At 71.7% G+C, this 25,286-nt stretch carries 17 protein-coding genes and 1 pseudogene; 14 read left to right on the top strand and 4 right to left on the bottom strand.

Annotation, left to right across the window (positions count from 1 at the left end; genetic code table 11):
• Positions 1–30: 30 nt before the first annotated feature.
• Positions 31–687, bottom strand: a complete 657-nt coding sequence (locus tag QSK39_RS20280; protein WP_285479323.1) for a hypothetical protein — start codon at positions 685–687, stop codon at positions 31–33.
• A 208-nt stretch (positions 688–895) separates the two neighbouring features.
• Complete coding sequence (locus tag QSK39_RS20275) at positions 896–1,375, bottom strand: helix-turn-helix domain-containing protein (protein ID WP_285479936.1); 480 nt, start codon at positions 1,373–1,375, stop codon at positions 896–898.
• 123 nt (positions 1,376–1,498) lie between these two features.
• Between QSK39_RS20275 and QSK39_RS20270 the strand changes: the two genes are divergently transcribed.
• The 3 genes from QSK39_RS20270 (at position 1,499) to QSK39_RS20260 (ending at position 5,108) form a co-directional block, all read left to right on the top strand.
• The gene (locus QSK39_RS20270) at positions 1,499–2,818 is read left to right on the top strand and encodes an EAL domain-containing protein (RefSeq protein ID WP_285479322.1); all 1,320 of its coding nucleotides are present in this window, start codon (positions 1,499–1,501) and stop codon (positions 2,816–2,818) included.
• A 193-nt stretch (positions 2,819–3,011) separates the two neighbouring features.
• Positions 3,012–3,803 (top strand): hypothetical protein, encoded by a 792-nt coding sequence (locus QSK39_RS20265; RefSeq protein WP_285479321.1) that lies wholly within the window; start codon positions 3,012–3,014, stop codon positions 3,801–3,803.
• A 252-nt stretch (positions 3,804–4,055) separates the two neighbouring features.
• Entirely contained in the window at positions 4,056–5,108 is a 1,053-nt protein-coding gene (locus QSK39_RS20260) for a hypothetical protein (RefSeq protein ID WP_285479320.1), read from the top strand.
• Positions 5,109–5,129: 21 nt separating this feature from the next.
• On the opposite strand, the gene QSK39_RS20255 is transcribed toward QSK39_RS20260, so the two are convergent.
• Complete coding sequence (locus tag QSK39_RS20255) at positions 5,130–7,931, bottom strand: ATP-binding protein (protein WP_285479319.1); 2,802 nt, start codon at positions 7,929–7,931, stop codon at positions 5,130–5,132.
• A gap of 239 nt (positions 7,932–8,170) precedes the next feature.
• Between QSK39_RS20255 and QSK39_RS20250 the strand changes: the two genes are divergently transcribed.
• The 11 genes and pseudogenes from QSK39_RS20250 (at position 8,171) to QSK39_RS20195 (ending at position 24,766) form a co-directional block, all read left to right on the top strand.
• Positions 8,171–9,043 carry a hypothetical protein gene (locus QSK39_RS20250; RefSeq protein ID WP_285479318.1) on the top strand — a complete coding sequence of 291 codons (873 nt, stop codon included), beginning with the start codon at positions 8,171–8,173 and terminating at the stop codon, positions 9,041–9,043.
• A 39-nt stretch (positions 9,044–9,082) separates the two neighbouring features.
• On the top strand, positions 9,083–10,003 hold the full coding sequence (locus QSK39_RS20245) for a LysR family transcriptional regulator (protein ID WP_285479317.1): 921 nt from the start codon (positions 9,083–9,085) through the stop codon (positions 10,001–10,003).
• A 103-nt stretch (positions 10,004–10,106) separates the two neighbouring features.
• On the top strand, positions 10,107–11,270 hold the full coding sequence (locus tag QSK39_RS20240; protein ID WP_285479316.1) for an NAD-dependent formate dehydrogenase: 1,164 nt from the start codon (positions 10,107–10,109) through the stop codon (positions 11,268–11,270).
• A gap of 75 nt (positions 11,271–11,345) precedes the next feature.
• Positions 11,346–12,577: pseudogene (locus tag QSK39_RS20235) on the top strand (aldehyde dehydrogenase family protein).
• A gap of 107 nt (positions 12,578–12,684) precedes the next feature.
• Positions 12,685–14,178, top strand: a complete 1,494-nt coding sequence (locus QSK39_RS20225; protein ID WP_285479315.1) for an aldehyde dehydrogenase family protein — start codon at positions 12,685–12,687, stop codon at positions 14,176–14,178.
• A gap of 104 nt (positions 14,179–14,282) precedes the next feature.
• The gene (gene mobA / locus QSK39_RS20220; protein WP_285479314.1) at positions 14,283–15,131 is read left to right on the top strand and encodes a molybdenum cofactor guanylyltransferase; all 849 of its coding nucleotides are present in this window, start codon (positions 14,283–14,285) and stop codon (positions 15,129–15,131) included.
• Between the two features lie 32 nt (positions 15,132–15,163).
• Positions 15,164–16,969 (top strand): aldehyde ferredoxin oxidoreductase family protein, encoded by a 1,806-nt coding sequence (locus QSK39_RS20215; protein WP_285479313.1) that lies wholly within the window; start codon positions 15,164–15,166, stop codon positions 16,967–16,969.
• A 30-nt stretch (positions 16,970–16,999) separates the two neighbouring features.
• Positions 17,000–19,915, top strand: coding sequence for a formate dehydrogenase subunit alpha (gene fdhF, locus QSK39_RS20210; protein WP_285479312.1), 2,916 nt, complete (start codon positions 17,000–17,002; stop codon positions 19,913–19,915).
• Entirely contained in the window at positions 19,912–21,633 is a 1,722-nt protein-coding gene (locus QSK39_RS20205; RefSeq protein WP_285479311.1) for an NAD(P)H-dependent oxidoreductase subunit E, read from the top strand. The genes fdhF and QSK39_RS20205 overlap by 4 nt, the downstream gene beginning before the upstream one ends.
• Complete coding sequence (locus QSK39_RS20200; RefSeq protein WP_285479310.1) at positions 21,630–22,850, top strand: molybdenum cofactor synthesis domain-containing protein; 1,221 nt, start codon at positions 21,630–21,632, stop codon at positions 22,848–22,850. Before QSK39_RS20205 ends, QSK39_RS20200 begins: the two co-directional genes overlap by 4 nt.
• The gene (locus QSK39_RS20195) at positions 22,847–24,766 is read left to right on the top strand and encodes a molybdopterin biosynthesis protein (protein WP_285479309.1); all 1,920 of its coding nucleotides are present in this window, start codon (positions 22,847–22,849) and stop codon (positions 24,764–24,766) included. Before QSK39_RS20200 ends, QSK39_RS20195 begins: the two co-directional genes overlap by 4 nt.
• On the opposite strand, the gene QSK39_RS20190 is transcribed toward QSK39_RS20195, so the two are convergent.
• Entirely contained in the window at positions 24,730–25,263 is a 534-nt protein-coding gene (locus QSK39_RS20190; RefSeq protein WP_285479308.1) for a MarR family winged helix-turn-helix transcriptional regulator, read from the bottom strand. The genes QSK39_RS20195 and QSK39_RS20190 overlap by 37 nt on opposite strands.
• Between the last annotated feature and the right edge of the window lie 23 nt (positions 25,264–25,286).

The following is a 25,286-nucleotide window of genomic DNA, read 5'->3' as shown; positions in this document are numbered from 1 at the left end:
ACTGCGGTGAAATCCGCTGCTCGCTGCCGCTCACTGTGTCGGCGCGCAGGCTGTCTCGCCCAGCACGACGTGACCGCTGATGCCCGATGCCGGGAGGAACGTGATCTCCAGCATCGTCAGGTCGATGCTGCCGTCACCCGGGAGGGTCTGGGCGTTGAACACCGCGTTCGCCAGGACCGTCCCGTCACGCTTCTTGATCGGAGCCACGTAGCCGGGCGGCACCGGATTGGGCAGGGCCGGGATGCCGGCCATGCCGCCGTAGCTCCAGTTCGTGCTCGTCTGCGTCCGGGTCGCCGTGCACGTCACCGTGAACGTCGAGAGCTTGACGCGCGGGCCACCCACGCTCACCAGGGCCGAAAGCTCGAAATTCTTGCCCGTCGCGGTCGACGTCGTGGTTGTGGCGTCGGTGCCGGGGTCGGTGACCGTCGTCGTGCAGGACGACGTGCCGCCGCCGAAGGTGATGCCCGCCTGGGACACCGACTCCGCGACAGCGCTGGTCGGGCCGTCGATCGAGCATCGACCTTGCGTCGGAACCGTGGTCGGCTCGCCCGCCTTCGTGAAGTCGGCCGACCCGATGTCCGCGATGCCGGCTTGCTGGTCAGCCTGCGCCGGTGCCGTCGTCGCGGCGAGCCCGGCCACCAGGAGTGCACAGGCGAGCCCGGCTCGCTTCGCCGTGGTTGTGCGCATTCCACACCCTTCTGTCGGCCGGGAGATCCGCCGGCTCGTGGTTCTTCGGCGAGACAATCATGTGTGCGTCGCTGCGTTCCGGTGCCGTAAACGGGGACGATCATTCGCCCGTGCCGCAAGACTCACCCGGAAGTGTGGCTCCGACGAGGGACCCGGGAAACGCCGACCTGGCCCTGTCGTAGCGGGGGCACGTGCCGGCCGTAGGCGGTCAGCCGAGCCGGCGGATCCGGGCGCGCAGGTCCGCTGTCGTGGTTCCGCAGAGTTCCGCCAGCCGCGCCAGAGCGGCGGGGTCGAGGTGCACCTCGTGCGGGGTATCCGCCGCCGGGGACTCGGCGAGCTTGCCCTCGGCCCAGCGGCGGAAGGGGGCCAGGTCGTCGTGCTCGGCGCGCGCGATCAGGCGCAGGTCTACCCGGACGCCATCGGCTTCCGTGGTGCCGAACGTGCCGAAGTAGCGCCGGCCGACGCGAGCGAGCAGGGCTTCGGGAGTTTCCTCCAGCGCCAGGCACAGTTCGACCAGGCGCACGACCGAACACTGCCGGGTACCGAGCTCGTAGGTGGCGAGCGTCTGCAACGAGAGGTCGCTGTGCAGCCTGTGGTTGAGGTCGCGGCGCGTCAGGCCGCGCTCCTCGCGCAGCCGGCGGAGCTCTTCGCCGAGCATGCGCTGGTAGGCACCGGCATCCAGCTGCACCATCGCTCCTCTCCGTCGAGCCTCCACCGCGGCGGGCCGCACGGGCACACACTAGCCTTGCCCCTATTCTGGTTCTACGCGGAGAGACGGCCGGTGCGCACTGGAGGAGGAGGTGGCCGACGGGTGCCCGACAGCTCCACGGCCCTCGACCCGGTGACCGGGCTGCCCGGCCGGGCATGGCTCGAAGCCGAACTGGCGCCGCTGCTGGCGGCGGAGACCGGGAACCAGGTCGCGGTGCTGCTGGTGGGCCTCGACGGATTCGCCGTCGTGCGCGACGGTCTCGGGTTCGATGCGGCGGACGAGCTGCTCACGGGCGTGGCGAGGACGCTCGAGGAGGTCTTCCGGGACCGCCGTCCGGTGCTCGCGCTGCTCCCGGGCGATGTGTTCGCCGTCGGGCTGGCGGGAGAACACGACGCGGCGTCGGTGGGGGAGGAAGCCGAGTCGGTGATCGCCGCGCTGAGCCGACCGTCCTATGTGGATGGTGTGGGGGTCGGGGTCAGCGCGAGCGTCGGCGTTTTCCTCGTGGACACGCAGAAGGCACTCCCGGCCGAGGCGATCCGGTCGGCGCAGGTCGCGCTGCGCCGGGCGAAGGAGCTGGGCCAGACCCGGTGGGTGCTGTTCGATCCGGTGGCGGGGCACGCGGACGCCGAGCGGTACCGCCTCGCGTGCGGCATCGCGGGCGCGCTCGAGTCGGGGGAGATGGCGGTCGTGTACCGGCCGCACGTGGTGCTCCCGGACGGCGAGATCATCACCTCCCTCAACGCCGCGTTGCGCTGGCGTCACCCCGAGCTGGGTGAGCTGCGGCCCGAGGAGTTCTCCCCGCTCGCCGAGACGACCGGCATGACGGTCGCGCTCGGCAGGCACCTGCTGACCGAGACACTGCGGACCGCCGGTGAGTGGCGGGCCCGGTTCGGCGACGACGCGCCCATGGTTTGCCTGACGCTGCCGCGGCGGATGGCGATCGACGGCGACCTCGTGCGGTTCGTCGGTCAGGAGCTCGACCGCAACGGCCTGGCGCACCGGCACCTGATGCTCTGCACGGACGGGCCGTCGCTGCTGGACGACCGCGGCGACCTGCTGGGCTCCCTCGGCGAGCTCGCCCGGGCGGGTGTGGTGTTCATCGTCAACGTCACCGGGCTGCCCGAGCTGGAGCTGCTGCCCGCCCTCGACGTGCCCGCGCCGGCGGTGATGCTCACGGGCGCGATCATCGACGCGCTGGAGGTCGACGACCCGCCGGAGCGGGCTGTGCGCGCCATCCGCCAGCTGGTCGAGCGCGCCGAGGAGCTCGGGATCAAGGTCGGTGCCCGCGGGGTGCTCTCCCAGGAGCACGCGGAGCTGCTGTTCGGCATCGGGGTGGTCGTCGCCTCAGGGCCGTACCTTCCGACGTACGCAACCGGCGCGGAAGCCGAGACGTGGGTGGGCCGGAACTTCCCGATGGGGTGACCGGTTGGTCGAAAAGCACGTTGTTTGCTGGTAGCGCTCACGCTGGTGGATCTCCGCAGACGGTGAGATCCGTCGGATCGCGTCCAGTGGAGAGGGCTCGCGGGCCCCGTTGCTCCGGGGCGGGCAGGATGTGGTGCGGGGAGTCGTGCTTGTCGGACGCGATCCCGTTCCCGGCCCGAGGATTGGACGTGCAATGGGACGCTCGTCGGTGTTCACCTTCCAGTACATCGCCATCGACACGGAGGCTGGTGTCACGCCGGAAGAGTTCGAGACCTTCGTGCGTGGAGAGGGCGTTCACCTGCCCTTGTACCCGGGGTGGCGGTGGACTCTGCTGCGCGGGTTGCGCGGAGAGCGGACCGGGCAGTACCTGATGCTGTACGAGATCGACAGCGCCGAGCAGCGCGACCGCTACGTCACGGCCCGGGGTGAGCAAACCGAGCAGGCCCGGCTGTTCTGGGCGCAGCACCCGGAAGCGGAGGCGGTGCTGGCGCGGTGGCGGCGGCTGGGCACGTTCGGTGAGCTGCCGACGTTGTTCACCGACTACCGGCTGCTGGCCGACAACCCGCGGAGCACGGTCACGCCCGGCCCCCGCTACCGCGACCGCCCGGGGGAGGAGCCGGTCGCCCGGGTCGTCGGGATCCACAACCTGGCGTTGCGCGCCGGTGTGACCGAGGAGATGTTCGACCGTTTCATCGCGGAGAACCACCACCGGATCGACGACTACCCGGACTGGCGGTTCCACGTGCTCAAGGGCGAGCGGGGCAACCGCCTCGACCAGTACGTGATGATGATGGAGATCGCGAGCTTGGACGCGCTGGACGTGTTCTACCCGGAGCCTGACATCGCGACCGGTGAGGCCGCGGAGTTCGCGTCCGCCCACCGCGACACCAAGCAGATGTACGAGGAGTGGAAGCAGCTGGCGTCGTTCTCCGGCTCACCGCAGATCTACACGGACTACCTCGCCGTCGCGGAGAACCCGGCGTAGTCCCGCACGCCCGGGATCGGGTGGTGGTGATCTCGGCGCGGGTGGTTTCGTTGCGGATCCCGTGGCGACCGGGGTCCGAGCCGCCGGTCTGTCGCCGGGCACCGCGGGCCTGTTCCGGTATTTCCTGAATCGCGCCATTGCAGGGGTTTCCCGCCGATTGCCGCCGCAGGGATTTCCCTGATGTGTTGCGGATGTTCACGGCCATAACGTCGTGCATGTCGGCAACGCAAGAAATTCCGAAGGGGAAATCAATTGTTCACATTGCAGAGTGCGACTCCGGCGACGTTGACCTCGGTCGACGACAGCCTGACGTTCGACTCCTCGGACCTGCCCGAAGACTGGGTGAGCGCGGCGAGTGAGGCCCACCTGTTCGTGCAGACGGCCGCCAAGGGGCTCGCGCAGCAGGGCGGCCTGAACATCGGCGACCCGGGGCTCTACAAGACCCAGGGCTGGTTCGACGCGCTGGTTTCGGCGATCGCGAAGTACGCCGACTTCGTGGAGATCGTCGGGGCCAAGGACATCCAGGTCAACAACTCGACGCACAGCGGCTCGATCAACCTCTCGGCCATCATGGGCTCGATCATGAGCCTCTACCTGGGCCCGGCCGCCGCCGCGGAATGGTCGACGCTGAACGACCTGCTCGGCAACGCCTCGGATCCGAAGGTCTCCGACTTCATGAACTTCTGGTGGAGTCACGTCGCCAAGAGCACCACGGACACCGGCATGAGCATCGGCCCGAACGTGCGGACCGAGGACAACCAGATCCAGTTCGCGGTCTGCTTCTACTCGATGACGCACGTCATCGACGACTGGCGGAGCCTGTTCGTTTCGTCCACGTACGAGGAGTTCGACGTCAGCGCCGGCGGCCTCACGCTGACGATGGACTACGACAACTACGTCAAGTACGCCCGGCCCGCGGTCCAGGACTACCTGGGCCTCGACATCGCGAACAAGATCCACCACGCGCCGGTGCCGAAAGTGGCCTTCCTCCGCGGTTCACGAGGCTCGCACATCCTGAGCGCGCCCCACCCGGTGCTGGACGGGACGCTGCCCGTCACCCGGACCATCCACGGCGTCAACGTCGTGGACCCCCACGGGGACTCGATGCTCGGCGGCAACGGCATCGGGGACCTCACCCTCGACGGCCCCACCCTCAAGGAACTGCGGTGCGGTGTCTTCACCAAGCCGCGGCCGGTCGTGGGCAACTCCTACGTCGTGACCGGCACCTACGACGACACGACGCTGCCGTTCAAGTACACGGTGAAGTGCACGCAGACCGGACAGCAGTCGTCCTTCGCCCCGTGACGGCCCCTGGCGCGCGGACGTTCACCCGGAACCGGGTGGGCGTCCCGCGTCGGCCAGGCGCGCCGCGAGCTGCGTCCGGGAGCGCACGCCCGCCTTGCGGTACGCGCGGCTGAGGTGCGCCTCGACGGTCTTCGCGCTGAGGTGGAGCCGATCGGCGATCTGCCGGTTGGTCAGGCCGCTCGTGGCGAGGTCTGCGACTTCCCGTTCCGCCGGGGTGAACCCGTGGCCACCGCCCCGGCGCGGGGTGCTCCGGCCGCCCGTGACCCGGCCGATCCGGTCGGACAGAGCTCCCGCGTGGCACGCCGAGGCCAGCTCGGCGGCCCGAGCCAGCATCGTCCGCCCGCCGGGCTGGTCCGGGCCGTGGACCAGCAGGGTGCCCAGCTGGGTCAGGGCCTTCGCCAGTTCCAGCCGGGCCTGGCTCTGCTCCAGCAGCTCGACCGACTCGGTCAGCAGCCGGCGGGCGTCGGCGAGGTCCGCGGCAAGGGTGGCGGCCCCGCGCAGGGCGGTGCCGACGTGCCGGGCGACGCCGAACGACCGGGCGATGCGCAGCTGCTCGGCGACCAGCGACCCGGCCCGTTCGTGGTCGCCGAGCCGGCGGTACGCCTCGCCCGCGCGCAGCCGCCACGGCACGTCCAGCAGCTCCGGCCCGCCCCACTGCCGGTAGCACCGCGCACAGGTCAGGGCGTCGGCCAGCATCGCCCGCGGGTTGTCCTGCTCGGCTCGCAGCCGGGTGCGGGCGTCCAGCAACCACAGGTCCAGGACCGTGCGCGGCTCGGCGCCGTCCGGGAGCACGCTCTCGCGGATCACCCGGTCGGCGTCGTCCGGCCGGCCCGCCTCGATCAGCAGGTGCGTGTTGACCGCGTCGAGCACCGGAGCCGCGAAGTTGGGTGACGGCAGGCCCGCGCTGCCCCGGGCCACATGGCCGGCGGCCGACCCGAGGTCACCGCGCAGGAACGCGACGCGGGCGAGGAAACCCCGGGTGAAGGCGAGCGGGAACAACAGGCCGCGCCGGAGCGCGGTGCCGAGGGCGCGGTCGAGGTGCCGTTCGGCCTCGTCGAGCAGGTCGGTGACGACGAGGGTCTGCACCGCCGCCCAGATCGCGGTCCGGTCCGGGCTGAGGCGGTCACCGGCCAGCGCCTGCCGGGCCAGCGCGGATGCTTCGGCCGCCGGCGGGCCGGCCAGGATCGATTCCAGTGACAGGTGGGCTTTTTCGACGGCGGGCGACCGCCCCGGTCGGCGGCGGAACGACGCGAGGTGCTCGAGCAATCGGGATCGCGACCCGATGTCGGCCCGGGCGACGCCGACCAGCTCGGCTTCCAGTTCCGCGCCGACCTCGGCAGGCACTCCGGGCGGCAGGTCGCCGACGGCCATGGCCAGCAGCTCGATCGCTTCGTCCGTCGCCCCGCAGGCGTTGCGCAGCCGAGCCAGGCTGTAGGCGCACATCACCCGCTGGCCAGGGGTGTCCGCCAGGGACAACGCCGTCCGCAGGTGCTCCTCGGCTTCGGCGGGAGCCAGCCGGTGGACCTCGCAGTTGCCCAGCAGCCGGTTCACCTCCGACCGCAGCTCCGGCGGCGGGGGTTCGCGCAGGGCCCGCCGCAGGTAGACGGCCGCGTTGTCCGGCGAGCCCTGTGCTTTGGCTTCGTTCGCCGCCGCCACGAGAGCGGTCACCCGGGCCGGGTCGCTGTCGGGGATGGTTTTCAGCAGGTGGGAGGCGATGCCTTCGGCCGAGCGACCGGCCTCCGTCAGGACCCCGGCCGCCCGCTCGTGCTGTGCGCTGCGTTCGACGAGCGGCAGCTGCGACAGCATCACGTCCCGGACGACGGCGTGGACGAAGGCAGGCGGGTTGTCCTGCTCGAAGATGCCGTGGCCGACCAGGCGTTCGGCCGCCGCGGCCGTCGCGGGCACCGGCAGGCCGGCCTGCCGGGCCACCCACTGCAGGTCCGTGCCGTCACCGAGCACGGCCACCGCGGACACCACCGCCCGCACCTCCGCGGGCTGGCGGCGCAGGCGCGCGACCAAGTGCCGGCGCAACGCGTCGGGACCGGCGGCCGTGACGGAGGCCGCCGCCGTCACGTCCGGCCGGAGGTCGCTGGAACCCAGGAACCGCAGCAACTCGCGCACCAGCAACGGGTTGCCGGCGGTGATGGCGTGGCACGCGGCCCGCAGCTCGGCCGCCACGTCCCGGCCGAGCACCCGCCGGGCCAGCTGACCGACGGCGGCCTCGCTGAGGCCCTTCGGTTCCAGCACGCGGACGTCGCCGGCGGCCAGAACGTCGTCGATCGGACCGGGCTCCCCGTCGCCGGTCCGGCGCGCGATGACGACCAGGACCGCGACGCTGTCCAACCGCCGCGTCAGGAACCCGATGAACCGGGACGACGGCAGGTCCAGCCACTGGGCGTCGTCGACGAGGACGACGGCGGGTGCGGTCGCGGTGATGTTGACCAGCAGCCAGTGCAACCCGCTCAGGAGCGGGTACAGCGAGTGGGGTGCGTCGGCCGTGTCGAGGGACGGGGTGAAGAGGCGCTCGGCCGGCTCGGCCGCGCCGGTGAACAGCTCCGTGTCGCCGGCCGCGGCCACCACCGGTCCGAACAGTTGCCGGACGGCACCGAAGGTGAAATCCCGCTCCAGCTCGGCGCCCCGAGCGGAAAGCACAACGCAGCCCGCCGCCCGCGCCGCGTCCCGCAGGTGCCGAAGCAACGACGTCTTGCCGAGCCCGGCGGCCGCCTCCACGGCGACGACCCCACTGCGGCCGGCCATCAGAGCCCGCAACGACGAGTCCAGGACCCCGATTTCGACGTCGCGCTCCAACACCGCACTGTCCACGGCCGCCCCCCAGCGCCGGCGTTCCCCGCACCGAGAACACAGGTACGCCGGCGGCGTTCCGGGATACCGGCATCACACGAACGCCGTAGCGGGACGCGAAGTCCAACGGCGAGCCTGGACCGGCACGGCCCCGTGCTCACTGTGATGCTGCACGATTCCGAGTACTTCGCCGCTGATGCGAACCGGCTAGAGTCCTGAAGCCGCTTCTGCGGAGTGCCCGTGAACGGTAGCGTGCCGTCATGAGACTGCACCGACTCGCCGCGGGGATCAGCCTGGCGATCGCGCTCGTGCTTCCCGGCGGCACGGCCACTGCCGCACCCGTGCGCACCGTGGGGGTCGGTGGCGAGGTGGTGAACCCCGCCCGCTACACGGCCGCCGAGCTGGTCGCGCTTGGCCAAGCGACCTATCCGGTCGCCAACCCGCGGCCCGGCGCGCCCGCCGTGGTCACCGGGACCAGCCTCTACGACGTGGTCGTGCGGGCCGTGCCGGTGGTCCCGCCTGGCAAGAACACTGCGCTGCGGGTGCTCGTGCGGGTGACCGGCGCTCACGGCCGGGTGACGTTCGCTCTGGGTGAGCTGGATCCGGGGTTCGGGAACCATCCCGCTGTCCTCGTGCCCGGACCTCGGGGGATCGGCCTCGTCGTGCCCGGTGATCGTGATCGGAGCCGCAGCGTTGGGGACGTCCGCGCCGTCGATGTCACGGTCTCGACCGCGGGTGTCCAGGACGTGCCGGAGGGCGCCGTCCGGATCGTCACCGCGCATCGCGCCGTCACCTTGCCCGGGTGGCTGTTGGCCCGCCTCCCGGCCCGGACCGTGCACGTGACGTTCCAAGCCGGTACGACGCCGCAGACCCATGTCGAAACCGGCCCCGCGCTGAGCTCGGTCCTGCTCGCCGCCGGGGTGCTGCCGCTGCCCGGGACTCCGGTCGTGGCGGTCGGCGCGGACGGGTACGGCGCCGCGGTCACGCTCGCCGAGGACTACGTCGGCGGGCGGCCGCTGCTGCTGTCCACCGCGGAGGACGGGGTGGCGCTCGCCCGGCCGCGGCTGGTGCCGGACGGGGACGTGAAGGGCGGCCGGTACGTCTCCGGTGTGGTGACGCTGGGAATCGGCTGACCGGGCCCGCGCCGGGGCGTGGCTCGGTCATACTGAAGCATGCTGTTGCGTCAGCTGGAGTACCTCGTCGCGCTGGCCAAGGAGCGGCACTTCGCGCGGGCCGCTGCCGCCTGTCACGTCTCCCAGCCGTCCCTCTCCGCCGGTATCCGGAAGCTCGAGCAGGAGCTGGGCGTGTCGATCGTGCTGCGGGCGCGGCGGTTCTCCGGGTTCACGCCGGAGGGGGAGCGGGTGCTGCAGTGGGCGCACCGGATCCTCGCCGAGTGCGACGCCCTGCGGCAGGACCTGTCGATCATGCGCGAAAGCCTGACCGGCGTGCTGCGGATCGGGGCGATCCCGACCGCGCTGACCGCCGCGTCGTTGCTGACCGCGCCGTTCTGCGAGCGCCACCCGCGGGTGCGGATCTCGCTGGAGTCGTTGTCCTCACGGGAGATCACGCGACGGCTGGCGGAGTTCGAGCTGGACATCGCGATGACCTATGTGGACGATGACGAGCTCGGCGCCGTCCGGGTGCGGCCGCTCTACGAAGAGCGCTACCTCCTGCTGACCCCGGACGACGGCCGGCTGGCGGAGCGGGAGTCGGTGGGCTGGGCCGAGGTGGCGGCGTTGCCGTTGTGCCTGCTGACGCCGCGGATGCGCAACCGCCGCGTGCTGGACCGGCTGTTCGCGGCTGCGGGCGCGACCGTGGTGCCGATGATCGAGACGGACACGGTGTCGGCGTTGTACGCGCACGTGGCGACGCACCGGTGGTCGAGCGTGATCGCGCACGCGTGGCTGCACATGTTCCGCACCCCGGAAGGCATGCGGGTGGTCCCGCTGGAGACCACCGCGCCCGCGCCGCAGATCGGCCTGGTGACCGCCGACCACGATCCGGAGCCGATCCTGGCCCGGGCGCTGCTGGACCTCGCGGCCGAGGTCGACGTCCGCGGGGAGCTCGATCGGATCCTGCGCGAGCACGCATAGGCACGGGCTATGTCGGGATAGGAACTTTCGCTTTGACGCGGGCGCCGCCGGCGGACGAGAGTCGGGATATCCGTTCCAGGACAACGAATCCCGGGAGTCCGACATGGCAAAGGTGCTGTGCGTGCTGTACGACGACCCGGCCGGCGGCCAGCCGACCGGCTACGCACGCGACGATCTTCCCCGGCTCGACGGCTACCCCGGCGGTCAGACGCTGCCCTCGCCGGCCGCCCTCGGCTTCACCCCGGGTGAGCTGCTCGGCAGCGTGTCCGGCGAGCTGGGCCTGCGCGAGTTCCTCGAAGCGGCCGGGCACACCCTGGTCGTCACCTCCGACAAGGACGACCCGGGCTCGGTCTTCGACCGCGAGCTCGACGACGCCGACGTCGTGATCTCCCAGCCGTTCTGGCCCGCCTACCTCACCGCCGAGCGGATCGCCCGGGCGAAGAACCTCAAGCTCGCGATCACCGCCGGCATCGGTTCCGACCACGTCGACCTCGACGCCGCGATCGAGCACGGCGTCACGGTCGCCGAAGTGACCTACAGCAACAGCATCAGCGTCGCCGAGCACGTCGTGATGGCGATCCTCGCCCTGGTGCGCAACTACCTGCCCGCCCACCAGATCGTGCTCGACGGCGGCTGGAACATCGCCGACTGCGTGTCCCGCTCCTACGACCTCGAGGGCATGCACGTCGGCACGGTGGCGGCCGGGCGGATCGGCACGGCGGTGCTGCGGCGGCTCGCGCCGTTCGGCGTGCACCTGCACTACACCGACAAGTACCGGCTGCCCGCCGAGGTCGAGGCCGAGCTGGGCCTGACGTACCACCCGAGCGCGGCGGACATGGTGCCGGCGTGCGACGTCGTGACGATCAACGCGCCGCTGCACCCGGAGACCGAAGGCCTGTTCGGCGACGAGCTGATCGCCACGATGAAGCGCGGCGCGTACCTGATCAACACGGCACGGGCCCGGATCGCCGACCGCGACGCGATCGTGCGCGCGCTGGAGAGCGGGCAGCTGGCGGGCTACGCCGGCGACGTGTGGTTCCCGCAGCCCGCGCCGGCCGACCACCCGTGGCGCACGATGCCGCACCACGGCATGACCCCGCACATCTCGGGCAGCTCCCTGTCGGCGCAGGCCCGGTACGCCGCGGGAACCCGGGAGATCCTGGAGTCCTGGCTGGCGGGCACCCCGATCCGCGACGAGTACCTGATCGTCGACGGCGGCAAGCTGGCCGGAGCCGGCGCCCACTCGTACTCGGGCGGCGTCCGCTGACGCGAGTCCGGGCCCGGTCGCCGGGCCCGGACATGGCGGAGCCAAGCGCCTCGTGCTGAAGGACGGAGACGGACAGTGGTCCTGCACTACGACTCCCTGTACATCGGCGGCCGGTGGGTCGCGCCGGCCTCTGCCAAGACCATCGACGTCGTCTCCGCCAGCACGGAAGAGCCGATCGGGCGGGTCCCCGAAGGGACCGAGGAAGACATCGACGCCGCGGCCAGGGCCGCGTTCGACGACCCGGCCGGCTGGAGCGGCTGGGAGCCGGTCGCCCGCGCGGACGCCATCGAGCGCCTCGCGGTGGCCCTGGACGCGCGCGGCGAGGAGATGGCGCGGCGGGTCAGCAGCCAGAACGGCATGCCGATCACCATCGCCACCGGCGCCGAAGGCGCGTTCCCGCAGCTGGTGCTGCGCTACTACGCGAACCTGATCCGCACGGCGGTGCTCGACGAGGTCCGCGACGGCGTGCTCGGCGGCAAGATCCGCGTCCGGCGGGCGCCGGTCGGCGTGATCGGGGCCATCGTCCCGTGGAACTTCCCGATGACGCTGGCCGCGTTCAAGGTCGGGCCCGCGCTGGCGATGGGGTGCACGGTGGTCCTCAAGCCGAGCCCGGAGACGGTGCTCGACGCGCAGCTGTTCGCCGAAGCCGTCGACGAAGCCGGGTTCCCGCCCGGCGTGCTCAACGTCGTCCAGGGTGGCCGGGAAGCCGGTGCCCACCTCGTCGCGCACCCCGGCGTGGACAAGATCGCGTTCACCGGGTCGACGGCGGCCGGCCGGCAGATCGCCGAGACGTGCGGACGGCTGCTGCGGCCCGTCACGCTCGAGCTGGGTGGGAAGTCCGCGTCGATCGTGCTGGACGACGCCGATCTCGTCGTGAACCTGGACAGCCTGTTCGGCGCGACCCTGATGAACAACGGGCAGACCTGCTACCTCGGCACCCGGGTCCTCGCGCCCGCGTCCCGCTACGACGAGGTCGTCGACACCCTCACGGCCTTCGCCGGCGGGCTCTCGGCCGGGGACGCGCTCGACCCCGCCATCCAGATCGGCCCAATGGCTTCCGCGCGCCAGCGCGACCGAGTCGAGGGGTACATCGCGAAGGGCCTGGGGAGGGCGCCCGGCTCACCACCGGTGGCGGCTGCCCGGCCGGGCAGGCGCAGGGCTGGTTCGTCGAGCCGACGGTGTTCGCCGACGTCGACAACCGCTCCACCATCGCGCAGGAGGGGAGCTCGGGCCCGAAGGGCTGGCTGCCTACCAGGCGGTGCAGTCGATGTACCTGCCCGGCTGACGAGCCCCGCCCGCCTCGGTGAATCCGAATCTGCGGCGGCAGGAACGGTAGACATGCCGAATCCACGGTGTTGTGATGGTAATCACGCCGCATGTGCGGATGTGACTCCAGGTGACGAGGAGGTCACTGATGACTCTGGCCGTGGACGACAACCGTGTCGACGAGACCGTCAAGCTGCTCAGCCGCAAGCTCCTGATCAACGGCGAATGGGTGGACGCCGCGTCGGGCAAGACGTTCGAAACGCTCAATCCGGCCACCGAGGAGGTCCTCGCTTCCGTCGCGCACGGCGAAGCCGAGGACGCCGACCGGGCGGTGCGGGCCGCGCGGGCGGCCTTCGAGGACGGCGCGCCGTGGCGCCGGATGACGCACGGCGAGCGGGGCCGGATCATCCACAAGCTCGGTGACCTGATCCTGGACCACCTCGACGACTTCGCGCTGCTGGACTCCCTCGACAACGGCAAGCCGTACGCCGTGGCGAAGGCGGCGGACGTGCCGCTGGCCGCGGACCTGTTCCACTACATGTCCGGCTGGGCCACGAAGATCGAAGGCGCCACGATCCCGACGCCGGGCCTGGACCCCAACCGGTACCTCGGGTTCACGCTGCGGGAGCCGGTCGGGGTGTGCGCGCAGATCATCCCGTGGAACTTCCCGCTGCTGATGGCCGCGTGGAAGGTGGGCCCGGTGCTCGCCGTCGGCTGCACCACGATCCTGAAGCCGGCGGAGCAGACGCCGTTGTCGGCGCTGCTGCTGGGCGAGCTCGCCATGCAGGCCGGCCTGCCGCCGGGCGTGCTGAACATCCTCACCGGCTTCGGTGAGGCCGGGGCGGCGCTCGCGGCGCACCGGGACGTCGACAAGGTCGCGTTCACCGGCTCGACCGAGGTCGGCCGAGAGATCGTCAAGGCGGCGTCCGGGAACCTGAAGAAGGTGACGCTCGAGCTGGGCGGCAAGTCGCCGAACGTCGTGTACGCCGACGCCGACCTCGACGCCGCCATCGCCGGCTCGGCGAACGCGATCTTCTTCAACCAGGGGGAGTGCTGCGTCGCCGGATCCCGGTTGTACGTCGAGGATTCGGTGTACGACGAGGTCGTCGCGGGCATCCGCGAGCAGGCCGAGCTGATCAAGGTCGGCAACGGCCTCGACCCGGAGACGACGATGGGTCCGCTGGTGTCGCAGGAGCAGTTCGATCGGGTGACCGGCTACATCAAGTCCGGCCGCGACGACGGCGCGACGATCAGCGGCGGCGACCGGGTCGGCGACCGCGGCTACTTCGTGGCGCCGACGGTGCTGACGGAGACGCGCGAGGACATGACGGCGGTGCGCGAGGAGATCTTCGGCCCGGTCGTCGCGGCGGCGCCGTTCAGCGCGGAGGCCGACATCATGCCGACGGCCAACAACACGAACTACGGCCTGGGCGCGGGCGTGTTCACGAAGGACATCGGCAAGGCGTACCGGACGGCGCGGCGCATGCGCGCGGGCACGGTCTGGGTCAACACGTGGAACGTGTTCGACGCGTCGCTCCCGTTCGGCGGCTACAAGGAATCCGGCTGGGGCCGCGAGATGGGCAGCGCGGTGTTCAACAACTACATGGAGACGAAGACGGTCATCACCGACCTCGGCGGCTGACCGCGGACATGCACGCCAGTCCAGCGGCAGCTGCCGCCGGACTGGCGTCGTGCTTCCCGCCGGGCGGACGACGGAACAGCCGGCGCGCGGATAGCATCGTCGGCATGCAGACCGCGGCCGGTGTTGTTCTTGCGGGTGGGCGCTCCACTCGCATGGGGCAGGCGAAGGCCGACCTGGAGTGGCACGGCTCGACGCTGCTCTACCGCACCACCGCCCTGCTGACGCGGACGCTCGACGGCCCCGTGGTCGTCGTGGCCGCGCCTGGTCAGGAGCTGCCCGCACTTCCGCGTGGCGTGCGTGTCGTGACCGATCCGGTGGAGGGGCTCGGGCCGATGCAGGGCCTTGCCGCAGGGTTTGCCGCGGTCGCCGATGAGGCGCCGGTCGCGTTCGCGTGCTCGGTGGACATGCCGTTCCTGCACCCCGCGTTCGTCCGGCGCGTGCTGCGCGGGCTGGCCGACACCGGCGCCGACATGCTGCTGCCCGTGGCCCGCGGGTTCCGGCAACCCCTCGCAGCGGCCTACTGGACCGAGCTGGCCGGGCTGATCACGAAGCTGATCGGCGAGGGCGACCTGCGGCCCGGCATGCTGGCCAAGCACTGCACCGTCGTGCGGCTCGAAGAGGAGCAGCTGCTCGACGACAGCGCCCTGAAGCGCGACGACCCGACGCTCGAATCCGTCGTGAACGTCAACACCCCCGAGGACTACGCGGCCGCGCGCGCGAGACCGCCGGCCGAGGTCACGATCGAATGCTTCGGCTCGCTGGCCCGCGGTGACGGCCATCGGCCCCGCCAGGTCCCCGCGGCGACGCTCGGAGCGGCCGCCGAGGCGGCTGAACTCACCCTGGATCGGCACATCGTGGCCGCGCTCAACGGTGACCAGGTGACCCGGGATCCGCTGCTCCCGCTGGTCGCCGGCGACGCCGTGGCGTTCCTGTCAGCCGACGCTGGGGGCTGACCCAGCCGGACAAGGCGCCTACAGTCGACTGTATGGCGCCAGGTGGCTTCTTCGGTCGGGCGCTGATCGTGGAGATCAGCGGACGGGGCGCGACCTCGAGCCCGCTCGAACTCGACGACCGCGTGCTGCGCGCCTACCTCGGCGGGGTCGGGCTCGGCACCTGGCTGATGCACCGCCTCGCCCCGCCCGGCGTCGACCCGCTCGCGCCGGAAGCGCCACTCGCCTTCGTGTTCTCCTCGCTCGTGGGGACTCCGCTGACGACGAGCGCGAAGTTCGCCGTCGTGGCGAAATCGCCGTTGACCGGCCTGCTCACCGACGCGCTCGCGTCCAGCCAGTTCGCCATCGCCGGCAAGCTCACCGGGCACGACGCGCTCGTGCTGCGCGGGCGCGCCGACGAGCTGTCCGTGCTGCTGATCGACGGTGACGGCGCGCGGCTCGAACCCGCGCCGGAGCTCGCCGGCATGTCCGCCGACCAAGCCGAGAAGACCGCCCGAGCCCAGTGCGGCCGGGGCTGGCGCACCGCGGCGATCGGACCCGCGGGGGAGCGCGGCGTCCGGTACGCGACGGTCAGCCACGACGGCCGCCACGCCGGGCGCGGCGGGCTCGGCGCGGTGCTCGGCGCCAAGAACATCAAGGCCGTGCTGGTGCGCGCGGCGACCAAGGTGGCCGTCGCCGACCAAACGGCGGTCCTCGCCGCCGCTCGGGACCTGCGCAAACGCAGCTTCGGTCCGGCCACGGCGAAGTACCGCGAACTCGGCACGCTGGCGAACCTGCTGGCGTTCAACGCTGTCAGCACCTTGCCGACGCGCAACTTCACCGCCGCGACGTTCGAGGCCGCCCCCCGGCTCGCCGCGGAAGAACTGCACGAGATGCGGACCGTGGCACGCAACAGCTGCGCGTCCTGCACCATCGGCTGCGAGCACATCTACTCCCGCAAAGGCGGCGGCAGCCAGCGGATGGAGTACGAGAACGTCTTCGCGCTCGGCCCGCTGTGCGGGGTCTCGGAGCCGGACGACGTGTTCGCGGCCAGCGCCAAGTGCGACGAACTCGGCCTGGACACCATCTCCGCCGGTGGCACGATCGCCTGGGCGATGGAGTGCGCCGAGCGCGGCCTCATCGACGCTCCCTGGCTGCGCTTCGGCGACGGCGCGGCGCTCTTGCGCGCGTTGGACGCCATCGGCGCCCGCACGCCGGGTCTCGGGGAGCTGCTCGCGCAAGGGTCGCGACGCGCGGCCTCGGTCGTCGGGCAGGGGTCGATCGACTTCGCTCCGCAGGTCAAGGGCCTTGAGCTGCCCGGCTACGAGCCGCGCACGCTGCAGTCGATGGCGCTCGGCCTCGCGGTCAACGCCCGCGGCGCCGACCACAACCGCTCCGGCGCCTACGAAGCCGACCTGTCCGGCGAGCTGGACCGGCTGGACGGCGGGGCCGCGCACGTGGCCGCCGCGATCGGTACCGAAGACCGCGCCGCGGTGATGGACTCGATGATCCTGTGCAAGTTCCTGCGCGGCGTCTTCACCGACCCGTTCACCGACTGGGCCGCGCTCCTCGCCTCGGTCACGGGCTGGGACATCGACGCCGAGGAACTGCACACCGCCGCCCGCCGGATCGTGCGGGCCAAACGCGCCTTCAACCTGCGCGAAGGCGCCACAGCCGCCGACGACACGCTGCCGCCGCGGATGCTCGAGACGCCGTTGGAGCTGAGCTCGGGACGTCAGGCGACATTGACCGCCGAGCGGCTGAACACGATGATCGCGGGCTACTACGCCGCTCGCGGCCTCGATCCGTCCGGGCGGGTGGTCCATCAAGACCTGGCGGATCTGCTGATCGATGTATTGTAGACGGTATACCGTTGCTGACGGAGGTCGACGATGACAGCTGTCGAAGAGTCCCGCACGTCCGTCCGGACCGTCACGGCCTCGATCGACGGCCGGTCGGTGACCGTGCCCGAGGGCACGACCATCTTCACCGCGGCCAAGCAGGCCGGCATCGACATCCCGGTGCTGTGCCACGACGAGCGCTACGACCCGGTCGGCGTCTGCCGGATGTGCGTGGTCGACACCGGCGGCCGCGTGTTCGCCGCGGCCTGCGTGCGCCCGTGCGAAGACGGCATGGAAGTCAAGACGGCGACGCCGGAGCTGGAGCGCAACCGCGCGACGCTGACCGAGCTGCTGCTGTCCGACCAGCCGCCTCGAGCCGAAGACCCCAAGCAGACCACCACCGGCGACAACCTGCTCCTGGACCTCGCCGACCGGTTCGACGTCGCCCGCGAGACCACCGACCTGCCGTGTGGATCGGGACGCGGCCACGACGCGTCGAACCCCGTCATCGAGGTGAACCACGACGCCTGCATCCTCTGCGACCGCTGCGTCCGCGCCTGCGACGACATCCAGGGCAACGACGTGATCGGCCGCTCCGGCAAGGGCTACTCGACGACCATCGCGTTCGACCTCAACGACCCGATGGGCGCCAGCTCGTGCGTCACCTGCGGCGAATGCGTCCAGGCCTGCCCGACCGGCGCGCTGACCAACAAGGCGATCAACAACATCCCGATCCGCCCGCGCGAGCAGCTCGACGCGGTCGACAGCGTCTGCCCGTACTGCGGTGTCGGCTGCGCGCTGACCTACTACGTCGACCGCGAACGGGACGCGATCGCCTTCGCCGAAGGTCGCGACCAGCCCGGTTCGAAGAGCCGGCTGTGCGTGAAAGGCCGCTACGGCTGGGATTACGCCGCTTCGCCGCAGCGGCTCACCGTGCCGCTCATCCGCGTCGACTCGTCGTACCCGAAGGGGCCGCTGTCGGCGGATGTGCGCGGTGACAACGACCACGACCGCGGACGCGGGGGAGGCGGCGGGAACCGCAGCGGCGGCAAGCGGGGCCGCGACGGGCGGCGCAAGCCGGGCGGCCTCGTCGACTACGACGAGGTCCTGCCGCACTTCCGCGAGGCCACCTGGGAAGAGGCCTTGAGCCTCGTCGCCCGCCGCCTGAAGGAGATCCACGCGGCCGGCGGGCCGGGCGCGATCGCCGGGTTCGGCTCGGCGAAGTGCTCCAACGAGGAGGCCTACCTCTTCCAGAAGCTGATCCGCGCCGGCTTCGGCACCAACAACGTCGACCACTGCACCCGGCTGTGCCACGCGTCCTCCGTCGCCGCGCTGTTCGAGGGCGTCGGCTCCGGCGCCGTGTCGACCACCTACAGCGACGTCGTCAACGCCGACGTCGTGATCATCACCGGCTCGAACCCGACGGCGAACCACCCCGTCGCCAGCTCGTTCTTCAAGCAGGCCCGCCGGCGCGGCACGAAGATCGTCTACGTCGACCCGCGCGCCAGCACGGTGTCCGAGCACGCCGACTACCACTGCCAGGTGAAACCCGGCACCGACGTCGCGTTCTACAACGCGCTCATGCACGAGGTGATCCGCCTCGGCAAGATCGACCGCGAGTTCATCGCCGCCCGCGTCTCCAACTACGACGAGCTGGCCCGCACCGTCGCGGACTACCCGCCCGAGCGGGCCGCCCAGATCACCGGCGTGGACGCCGACCTCATCCGCGAAGTCGCCCGCGTCTGGGGCGAAGCGGGTTCGGCGGTCATCTACTGGGGGATGGGCATTTCCCAGCACACCACCGGTACCGACAACGCCCGCTGCCTGATCGCGCTGTGCTCGATCACCGGCAACGTCGGCCGCCCCGGCACCGGCCTGCATCCGCTGCGCGGGCAGAACAACGTCCAGGGCGCGTCCGACGCCGGGCTGATCCCGATGTTCTACCCGGACTACCAGGGCGTGGAAAAGGCCCGCGAGCGGTTCGAGGAGGCCTGGGGCACCAGCCTCGACCCGAACCGCGGCCTCACGGTCACCGAGATCATCGGCTCGGTCCTCAAGCCCGACGGGGTCCGCGGGATGTACATGCTCGGGGAGAACCCGTTCCTGTCCGACCCGAACATCAACAAGGTCAGAAAAGCGTTGTCGGCGCTCGATTTCCTGGTGGTGCAGGACATCTTCCTCACCGAGACCGCGGAGTTCGCCGACGTGATCCTGCCCGCGTCGTCGTACCTGGAGAAGAACGGCAGCTACACCAACACCGACCGCCGGGTCCAGCTCGGCCGCAAGGTGATGGACCCGCCCGGCCAGGCCCGGGTGGACTGGGAAATCATCCAGGACCTCGCCCGGCGCATCGGCCTCGACTGGTCCTACACCGACCCCAGCGAGGTCTTCGACGAGATGGTCGCGCTCATGCCGTCGTACGCGAACCTGCGCCACGACAACCTCGGCCTGTCCGGAAAGCTTTACCCCAACGCCGATCCCGAGCACTCGGACGGCACGGTGGTGCTCTTCGACGAGCGGTTCAACACCGACGACGGCCTCGCGCACCTCGTCCCGGCGCAGTGGCTCCCGGCAAAGGAACTCCCGGACGCCGAGTACCCGCTGGTGCTCAACACCGGCCGCCTGCTGGAGCACTGGCACACCGGGTCGATGACCCGCCGGTCGTTCGCGCTGGACACGATCTCGCCGATCGCCGAGGTGTACATGCACCCCAAGGACGCCGCCGACCGCGGGCTCGCCCACGGCGAACGGGTCCGCGTCCGGTCGCGCCGCGGTGAGATCGAGCTGCAGGTGCGCATCTCGCACCGAGAGCAGCTGGGCAACTGCTTCATCCCGTTCCACTTCCGGGAGGCGGCGGCGAACCTGCTGACGATCGACGCGATCGACCCGTACGGCAAGATCCCGGAGTTCAAGTTCTGCGCGATCCAGGTGGAAGCGCTGGGCGCGGCGGCAGGAGTCGCGGAATGACCCTGAGCGCGAACCGCGTCCCCGGAGTCGAAGCGCGGGCCGGGAAGTTCCCCGGACCGTCGCTGATCCCGGAGCTGAACGCCATCCAGGCCCGCCTCGGCTGGCTGCCGCGGGAGGAACTGGAGCAGCTGGCGCGCGAAACGCGGCGGCCGCGGTACGAGATCGAGGGCCTGATCTCGTTCTATCCGCACTTCCGCACCACCCCGCCGGCGAAGGTGTCGCTGCACGTCTGCCACGACCTCTCGTGCTGGCTGCGCTCGGCCGACGACCGCATCGCCGAGCTGCGCGAGCGCTACGGCGAAGACACCGACGTCGAGCTGGTCGAGGTGTCCTGCCTGGGCCGTTGCGACGTCGCCCCCGCGGCCGCCGTCAACGAGCGCCCGGCCCCGGTCGCCGACGTCGACGCGCTCGTGACCGCCGCGCGGGACACCGGCACGGGGGAGGCGGAAGCCGCGAGCCGGACCGAGCCGTGGCCGAACGACCCGTACCCGGCCGGAGCCGAGCGCTACGCCAGCCTGCGCGCGCTGCTGGCCGGCGACCTCGCCGCGGAGGACGTCGTCGCGACGCTGGAGGCGTCCGGGCTGCGCGGGATGGGCGGGGCCGGGTTCCCGACCGGCCGCAAGTGGGGCCTGGTCGCCGGCGCCGAAGGCGACCTCAAGTACGCGATCTGCAACGCCGACGAGTCCGAGCCCGGCACGTTCAAGGACCGGCAGATCCTCGCCGACCAGCCGCACCTGGTGCTGGAAGGGCTGCTGCTGGGCATGGCGGTGATCGGCGCCGAGCTGGGCTGGGTGTTCATCCGGCACGAATACGGCCCGGAAGAGCGCGTGCTGCGCGCGGAAATCGACGCGCTGCGCGAGGCCGGCGTCATCGGGCCCGACGCCTGCGGGAGCGGCCGTCGCCTCGAGCTGGACGTGTTCGTCTCGCCGGGCGGCTACATCCTCGGCGAAGAGACCGCGCTGCTGGAATGCATGGAGGGCCACCGCGGGGAGCCGCGCAACAAGCCGCCCTTCCCCGGCGGCTACGGCTTGCACGGGCGTCCGACGCTGATCAACTCGGTCGAGACGTTCGCCGACGTCCCGGTGATCCTGCAGCGCGGCGCCGACTGGTGGGGCGAGCAGGGCAAGGGCGACTCGGTCGGCTGGAAGTTCTTCGCCGTCTCGGGCCACGTCGAGCACCCCGGGGTCTACTGCGTGCCGATGGGGACCACCGTCCGGGAGCTGATCGACCAGGCCGGGGGAGTCCTCGGCGGCGCGGCCGTCGAAGCGGTGCAGCCGGGCGGGGCGTCGTCCAACTTCATCGGCCCGGACCAGCTGGACCTCGCCCTGGACTTCGGCACGCTGGCCGAAGCCGGCACGATGCTCGGCTCCGGCGCCCTGGTGGTGCTGGCGGAAGGCACCGACCTGCTGGCCGCGTCGACGAACGTCCTGCGGTTCTTCCGCAACGAGTCCTGCGGCAAGTGCGTGCCGTGCCGGGTCGGTTCCACCAAGGCACACACGCTGCTCAGCGGCGTCCTCGACTCCGGTTCGTCCACATTGGACGAGACGCAGCGAGCGCGGATCCTGCAGCTGGAAGAGGCGATGCGCAAGACGTCCATCTGCGGGCTCGGGCAGGTCGCGCTGGGGCCGGTGGTGTCGGTGCTGGGCCTGGACAAGGGCGGCGCCGCGGCCCGCGAGCAGCCGCGGCCGGGCGGCCCGGAGGGGCAGCCGGACCGGTGAGCGGGCGGGAGTTCTTCACGGCGCGCACCGTCGCCGAGGCCCTCGCCGGGTTCCGCCCGGCGCACCGCACACCGATCGAGGACGTCCCCCTGGATGCCGCGCTGCACCGGGTGCCGGCCGGTGAAGTGGTTGCTCCGGTGGCGCTTCCGGGGTTCTCTCGATCCACTGTGGACGGTTATGCTGTGCGGGCCGCCGACACCTACGGCGCGTCCGAAGGACTGCCGAGCTACCTCGACCTGCTCGGCGCGGTGACGATGGGCGCGGCGCCGACGGTCGCGGTCCGGGCCGGTGGTTGCGTCGCGATGCCCACGGGCGGGGTGCTGCCCGACGGCGCGGACGCGGTCGTGATGGTCGAGTACACCGCGGAGACGATGCCCGGCACCGTCGAGATCACCCGTCCCGTCGCGCCCGGTGGTGGCATGGTGCGGGCCGACGAGGACGTCGTGGCCGGTGCCGCGCTGGTCCCGGCTGGGCGGCCACTGCGGGCCCCGGATCTCGGCCTGCTCGCCGCCGCCGGAGTCACCACCGTCGCGGTGCACGCCCGGCCGCGCGTCGCGATCATCTCCACCGGGGATGAGGTGGTACCTCCCGACACGGCGGAGCTGCGGGCCGGTCAGGTTCGCGACGCCACAGCGTCCGCGCTCGCCGGGCTGGTCGCCGATGCCGGGGGCGAGCCGGTCTTGGCGGGCATCGTGAGCGACGAACCTGGCGCGCTGAAGAACCGGCTGACGGAAGTCCTGCCGGACGCCGATCTCGTCGTCGTGTCGGCCGGGTCGTCGGTCGGGGCCCGAGACGAGACGGCCGGCGCGGTCGCCGCGATCGGTGAGGTCTGGTGCCACGGACTCGCCATCAAGCCCGGCAAACCCACCCTGCTCGCCGACTGCGGCGGCATCCCGCTCGTCGGCCTGCCCGGCAACCCGCTGTCCGCGCTGGTGGTGTTCGGCCAGCTCGGCGTTCCGCTGCTGTGGCGGCTGGCCGGGTGCGAGTCGCCGCCCCCGCCGCCCACGACACGGGCCAGGTTGTCTCGCAATCTCGCGTCCGCTACGGGACGTTTGGACATCGTGCAGGTCACGGTGCGCGACGGCGTCGCCGAGCCGCTGTTCGGTCCGTCGGCGCTGCTGTCGGTGCTGGTGCGGGCCGACGGTTACGTCGTGATCCCGGAGCCCGCGACCGGCCTGGACGCCGGTGCGGACGTCGAGGTGGTGTTGTACCGATGACGGCCGAGAGCCCGTTCGTCTCCGACGTCCCCGCGGAGCAGGCCCTTGCCGCGTGGCGGGAGGCCCGGGCATTTGCCGGGTGTCCGGTGCGGGTCGAGGCGGTGCGGGTGCCGGTCGGCGACGCGGTCGGGCGGGTGACGGCCGAGCCGGTCTGGGCGACGCGGTCGTCGCCGGCGTTCGACTCCGCCGGCATGGACGGCATCGCGGTGCGGGCGGCCGACACGGTCGGGGCGGCCGAGACCACGCCGGTCCTGCTGGCTCTCGGTGAGTTCGAGGTCGTCGACACCGGTGACCCGCTCCCGCCCGGCTACGACGCGGTCGTCATGCGCGAGCACGTGCACCACACCGCCGACGGGGCGGCCGAGCTGCGCGCGGGGGTGCCGCCGTACCAGCACGTCCGCTCGATCGGCGAGGACATCAGCGCCGCCGAGCTGCTGCTGCCCCAGGGGCACCGGCTGCGGCCGGTCGACGTCGCCGCGTGCGCCGCGGCGGGTGCCACCACACTGGCGGTTCGCCGGGCGCCGGTGGTCGTGATCGTGCCGACGGGCGACGAGATCCGGCCGATCGGTGCCGAGCTGGCGCCGGGGGACATCCTCGACACGAACTCGCTCATGCTCGCCGCGCAGGCCCGTGAAGCCGGGTGCGAGGCCCGTGTCACCGAGATCGTCCCCGACGACCCGGCCGCGATCGCCGCCATGGTGCGCACCGCGGCCGCCGACGCCGACCTCGTCCTGCTCATCGCGGGCTCCAGCGCGGGCCGCGACGACTACACCGCGCGGGTCGTCGCCGAGACGGGCTCGCTCGCCGTCCACGGCGTCGCCGTGCGGCCGGGACATCCCGTCGTTCTGGGCACTGTCGGCGCTACTCCGATCGTCGGAGTCCCGGGCTATCCCGTGTCGGCCGCGCTGACCTTCGACATCTTCGCCGCGCCGCTGTTGGCCGAACTCGAAGGAGCGGCCCCTCGCGAGCGGCCGTCGGCGACCGCGCGGCTCGCGCGCAAGCTGCCGTCCGCGCTCGGCACGGACGACTGGGTCCGCGTCCGGCTCGGCCGCGTGCACGACCAGGTCGTCGCCACGCCACTGCCGCGCGGCGCGGGAGTGCTGACCTCCCTGGTCCGCGCCGACGGGCTGCTCGTCGTCCCGGCCGGGCTCGAAGGTCACCACGCCGGTGAAGAGGTCCGCGTCGAGCTGCTGCGCGGGCTCGCCGACATCGGCCGCACGATCGTCGCGATCGGCTCGCACGACCTGGTCCTCGACCTGGCCGCGTCCGCGTTGCGCGCCACCGACCCGCTGATCACGCTGGCGTCGTCGAACGTCGGCTCGCTCGGCGGGCTCGTCGCACTGCGCGACGGCCTGTGCCACATCGCCGGCTCCCACCTCCTCGACCCGGCGACGGGCGAGTACACGCTGTCCTATGTGGACAAGTTGTTCGGTCCGGACGCCGACGTCGCGGTAATCCGGCTCGTCCACCGCGACCAGGGCCTCCTCGTCGCCGCGGGCAACCCGCTCGGGTTGTCCGGCATCGGCGACCTCACCCGGCCGGGGCTGCGCTACGTGAACCGCCAGCGAGGCGCGGGCACCCGCGTCCTGCTCGACCACGAGCTGACCCGGCGCGGCATCGACCCGGCCGAGGTGCCCGGCTACGCCCGGGAGGAACACACCCACCTCGCGGTGGCGGCGGCGATCGCGGCGGGTCGCGCGGACACCGGCCTGGGCATCCTCGCCGCGGCGCGGGCGTTCGGGCTGGACTTCGTCCCGGTCGCGCAGGAACCGTATGACCTCGTGCTCCGCACCTGCGACCTCGACAGCGCCCAGCTCCGCCCACTGTGGACACTGCTGGAGAACGCGGATTTCCTGACCGAGGTGGAGAAACTCGGCGGCTACTCCTGCGCGGAGACCGGCCGCCGGGTCCGCTGACCCGGTCGATGCGGGACAGGCGGTGGTTCGTCGTCGATGCGGGTGAGTACTGCCTGGGAGATCCGGTGCAGTGCTCGCAGGTCGTCGGGGGTGAGAACGTCGATGAACAAGCTCAGCACCTGGGCGACGTGTCCGGGTGCCGCTTCCGCGAGGTAGGCGTGACCCGCGTCGGTCAGGACTGCTCGCGTGTAGCGGCCGTTCGCCGGGTCGGGTTCGCGGTACGTGAATCCGCGCTTCTCGAGCCTGCCGATCAGGTGGGACAGGCGGGACAGTTCCGTGTTGGCCAAGACGGCTAGCTCGCTCATCCGCAGGCGACGCCCGGGCTGGTCGGACAGGTGCGCCAGCACGTAGTACTCGATGAAGCTGAGCTTCGAGTCCTTTTGCAGCTGCGACTCCAGCGCGGCGGGCAGCCTCTGGAGGAGCTTCATGAACCCGCGCCACGCCGCCAGCTGGTCGTCGGTGAGCCACCGCGGCTCGGACCCTTCTCGGGTAGGCATGGCAGGAGTGTACTGACTTGAAA

Origin of the sequence: Amycolatopsis sp. NBRC 101858 (assembly GCF_030269325.1) — a bacterium.
Lineage (GTDB): Bacteria > Actinomycetota > Actinomycetes > Mycobacteriales > Pseudonocardiaceae > Amycolatopsis > Amycolatopsis ponsaeliensis.
The sequence above is the reverse complement of the archived record's forward strand: the minus strand, read 5'-3'. Positions and strand labels throughout refer to the sequence as shown.